This window comes from Bradyrhizobium sacchari (genome assembly GCF_002068095.1).
Taxonomy (GTDB): domain Bacteria; phylum Pseudomonadota; class Alphaproteobacteria; order Rhizobiales; family Xanthobacteraceae; genus Bradyrhizobium; species Bradyrhizobium sacchari.
Window position 1 is genome coordinate 12,851 of record NZ_LWIG01000026.1, and the last position, 4,176, is coordinate 17,026.

Annotated in this window: 2 protein-coding genes and 1 pseudogene; 1 reads left to right on the forward strand and 2 read right to left on the reverse strand. The window is 64.5% G+C overall.

Annotated elements, in window-relative coordinates; translation table 11 throughout:
- Together A5906_RS24000 and A5906_RS24005 are read right to left on the reverse strand one after the other, a co-directional pair.
- A pseudogene (locus tag A5906_RS24000) lies at positions 1-1,708 on the reverse strand (penicillin-binding protein 1A); the annotation flags it as partial.
- Between the two features lie 275 nt (positions 1,709-1,983).
- On the reverse strand, positions 1,984-3,282 hold the full coding sequence (locus tag A5906_RS24005; RefSeq protein ID WP_080137762.1) for an N-acetylmuramoyl-L-alanine amidase: 1,299 nt from the start codon (positions 3,280-3,282) through the stop codon (positions 1,984-1,986).
- A 702-nt stretch (positions 3,283-3,984) separates the two neighbouring features.
- On the opposite strand from A5906_RS24005, the gene A5906_RS44915 reads away from it, so the two are divergent.
- Positions 3,985-4,176, forward strand: a 192-nt coding sequence (locus A5906_RS44915; RefSeq protein ID WP_038936185.1) for a hypothetical protein, incomplete at its 3' end; no start/stop codon positions are given.

Below are 4,176 nucleotides of genomic sequence, written 5' to 3' on the forward strand. Positions count from 1 at the left end.
GGGCATATTCGCCGATCAGGGGCATGCCGATGTCCTGCGCGAGGCGCACCGTCACGGTGTTGAGCGACTGCCGCAGCGCGTTGCGCAGCGTCACCGGTCCCTGGAACTTTCCCGAGGAGAAGTTTTCCGGGCGCCACACGCCGGCGCCCTGGCCCTGGTCGATTTCGATCGGCGCGTCGAGCACGACGGTCGAGGGCGTGTAGCCGTTGTCGAGCGCGGCCGAATAGACGATCGGCTTGAACGACGAGCCCGGCTGCCGGTAGGCCTGCGTGGCGCGGTTGAACTGGCTCTGGTCGAACGAGAAGCCGCCGACCATCGCGAGCACGCGGCCGGTCCACGGGTCCATCACCACCATCGCGCCGGAGACCTCGGGGATCTGGCGCAAACGGTACTGGCCTTCGACCGGCTGTCCCTCCTTGCTGTAGAGCGGATCGGCGTAGATCACGTCGCCGGGCGCCAGCACCTGCGCCACGGAGGTCGGCGTCTTGCCCTTGGCGTTGCCCTGGGCTGCCCGCGCCCAGCGCACGCCGTCGAGGGTGACGAGGCCGGTCTCGCGCTGCTTGCTGACGGCGCCGCCGAGCTCGCGGCTCGGCTGGAAGCCGATGCGCGCCGACTGGTCGCTGGTCTCCAGCACCACCGCCATGCGCCACGGCGAGATGTCCGACAGCGACTTGATCTCGGCGAGCTTCACGCCCCAATCGCCGGAGATATCGAGCTTGCTCATGGCGCCGCGATAGCCCTGCTGCTCGTCATAGTTCACGAGGCCCGAGACCATGGTCTTGCGCGCCATGACCTGGATCTTCGGATCGAGCGTGGTGCGGACGGAAAGTCCGCCCTCGTACAGCTTCTTCTCGCCATAGCGCTCGAAGATGTCGCGGCGGACCTCCTCGGCGAAATATTCGCCGGCGAAGGTGTGCGCGCCGCCCGAGCGGTTGGTCACGGCCAACGGCTCCTTGCGCGACTTGTCGGCATCGGCCTGCTTGATCCAGCCGTTCTCCAGCAGACGGTCGATGACGTAGTTGCGGCGCTCGATGGCGCGGTCGCGGTTACGGACCGGATGCAGCGTCGCCGGCATCTTCGGCAGCGCCGCCAGATAGGAGGCTTCCGCCACCGTCAGCTCGTTCACCGATTTGTCGAAATAGACCAGCGAGGCGGCGGCGATGCCGTAGGCACCGAGGCCGAGATAGATCTCGTTCAGGTACAGCTCGAGAATCTTGTCCTTCGAGTAGGTCTTCTCGATCCGCATCGCCAGCAAGGCTTCCTTGATCTTGCGGGAGAACGAGACCTCGTTGGTCAGCAGGAAGTTCTTGGCGACCTGCTGGGTGATGGTGGAGGCGCCCTGCGGACGGCGATTGGAGCCGAAGTTCTGCAAATACAGCACGCCGGCGCGCGCCATGCCGGTGTAATCGATGCCGCCATGCTCGTAGAAATTCTTGTCCTCGGCCGCGAGGAAGGCGTTGATCACAAGCTTGGGCACCGCCTGGATCGGCAGATACAGCCGCCGCTCCTTGGCGTATTCGCCGAGCAACGAACCGTCGACCGCGTGCACACGCGTCATCACCGGGGGCTCGTAATCCTGAAGCTGAGAGTAGTCCGGCAAGTCCTTGGAGAAATGCCAGATCAGGCCTGCCACGGCCCCGACACCGACCAGGAACACCACTGTTCCCGCGGCGAACAGGAAGCCCATGAACCGCACCAGCAAGCGCATTATCTGTTTATCCGTTCAAACTCTGGATCAGCCCAGTATCAGCCCTTTGGCACCCAAATGGCGCCAACCTCACGTCGCGAATTCACCGGCCTACACAATTACATCAAGGCCGGGCCTAAGACGCTTGCCGAGCGGGATTCTCTCCGATTCCGGAACCCCCTACGACATTTTTTATAAAGCGTCCGCTGTGGCCAAACTAGGGCCTTTGCGGCGGGACGGAAAAACGCCTCTGCGATTCGAACTCCCCGGTCGTCAATTTGACGATCCCCCGGTCGTCAATTTGACGATCCGGCGGTCGCCGCCAGCCGTTTGGCCAGGAACCCGTCAATCGCCTGCGCCATCGAGCCCACGGCCTTGGACCGCCAGCCCTCGGAGACCAAGTGCTCGAGGTCGCCCTTGTTGGAGACATAGCCGATCTCGACCAGCACCGAGGGCACGTCGGGCGCCTTCAGCACCCGGAAACCGGCCGATTTCAGCGGATGCCTGTGCATCCGCATGGTGGACTTCATTTCACCCATCAGCACATGGGCAAAACGGTTTGAAAACGTGCGGGTTTCCCGCTGCGTCAGGTCGATCAGGATGTCGGCGACATCGGTCGGCTCCTCCGCGAGGTTGAAGCCGGCGATCGCATCCGCGCGGTTTTCGGCGTCCGCCAGACGTTGCGCCTCGGCGTCGGAGGCCTTGTCCGACAGCGTATAGATGGTGGCGCCCTGGGCATCGCCCTCGGCCCGCGGCAGCGCGTCGGCATGGATCGAGACGAACAGCGCAGCCTTGAGGTTGCGGGCGACTTTGACCCGGTCATTGAGCGGAATGAAGGTGTCGTCGTCCCGCGTCATCACAACGCGATATTTGCCGGCCTTGTCCAGCCGGTCGCGCAGCGCCAGGGCAAAGGCCAGCACCAGATTCTTCTCGCTCTCGCCGCTCGACTGCGTGCCGTTGTCGATGCCGCCATGGCCGGGATCGATGACGACGACCGGCCGGTTATCGACCTTCTCCCGCGCGGTTTCGGGGGCCGACGCGGCGGGAATTGTCGCGGGTGGCGCATCGGCGACCGCAGGCCGCAGCTCGGGGCGGTGGTCCGGCGCGAGCGACTGCACGAAGGCGGCGCGATCGACCTCCTCCAGCTCGAGCACGAGCCGGGCGGGCTGGCCGTTGGCCGCCTCGAGCACATAGGAATTGGCGATCTTGGCCGGCCCGGTCAGGTCGAACACGATTCGCGAGCCACCCGGCATGACGAGCCCGTAGCGGAAGGCCTTGACCAGGCCCCGCCCGACCGCCCCGGTCCCGGTGGGAAGCTGAAAATTGACCTGCGGCACGTCCACCACCACCCGATACGGGTCGGCGAGCGTCACGGCGCGGAACGTGACGGTCTGGTCGATGTCGAGGATGAAGCGGGTCTGCTTGCCATCACCGGCCAGCCGGGCGCCCGAGGCGATTGGAAAATTTGCTGCCGCAACAGCGGGTTGCGGCCGGCTTTCGGCTGCGCTCAGGCGCGAGGAATCGGCACACGGCATTGCTGCAACGCACAACAGCGCGCATCCCAGCAAGACCTTTTGTTTTGCGCGGCTCGCCACCGTTTTCCGTGCCTCCGAGCAGCTTTTTTAACGCAATAGAACCACAGGGTTAATCGATCCTTAATGACGAATTCGCGAAACTCGGCGACTGTGACCGTCGTGCGACGCTCCCTTGCACCGATGGTCCATTCCTCGTATGTACGGAATGCTGACGGCCGATATTTCCGGTTGTGTCGCATTCAGCCTCCCGGTGCGGCGCCGGAGCTCCCAAGATTTGGGAATTCCAGCGTTTTCCGTTTCCCTCGATGACCAGCGCGGTGCGCGGCAGCGGGGTGGAGCGGGCCAAGCCCCGGCGGCGGACGGTTCCCGGTTACCACGTTTCCGGGACGGTTCTGACAGCGACGTAACCCATTACCCGGTCCCTTGATCCCAAGGGGACGGTTCGTGACCCCCAAGGCGAGCGCGCTCGCGCCATGCCTGGCCAGCAGCAACTGATTGAGGGGCGGCCCCGCCGCCCAATGTTTCATACGGGCCGACGCTTGATGCGCCAGACTGTGCCGACGAGCTCTGAAGGACCATTCGCGACGCTGCGGAGTGACAATCCCGCGCGCCGCTGTGGTCCTGAAGCTTCCGGTTCGGCAAGGCGCGAGAGACGGCGTTTCGGCCTTCCCCTCACCCCCGAATCAGGTGGACCGTCGCGTCACCCGGCAGCGCAGATCGCGCCCACGGTGAGTCGTGCCCGCCGCCGCCAAGAGTTAAGACATGCCCAACAAGATGTTGATCGATGCCACCCACCCGGAAGAGACCCGGGTCGTCGTGGTCCGCGGCAATCGCGTCGAAGAGTTTGATTTCGAGACCGCGCAACGCAAGCAACTGCGCGGAAACATCTACCTCGCCAAGGTCACAAGGGTCGAACCCTCGCTCCAGGCAGCCTTTGTCGAATATGGCGGCAAC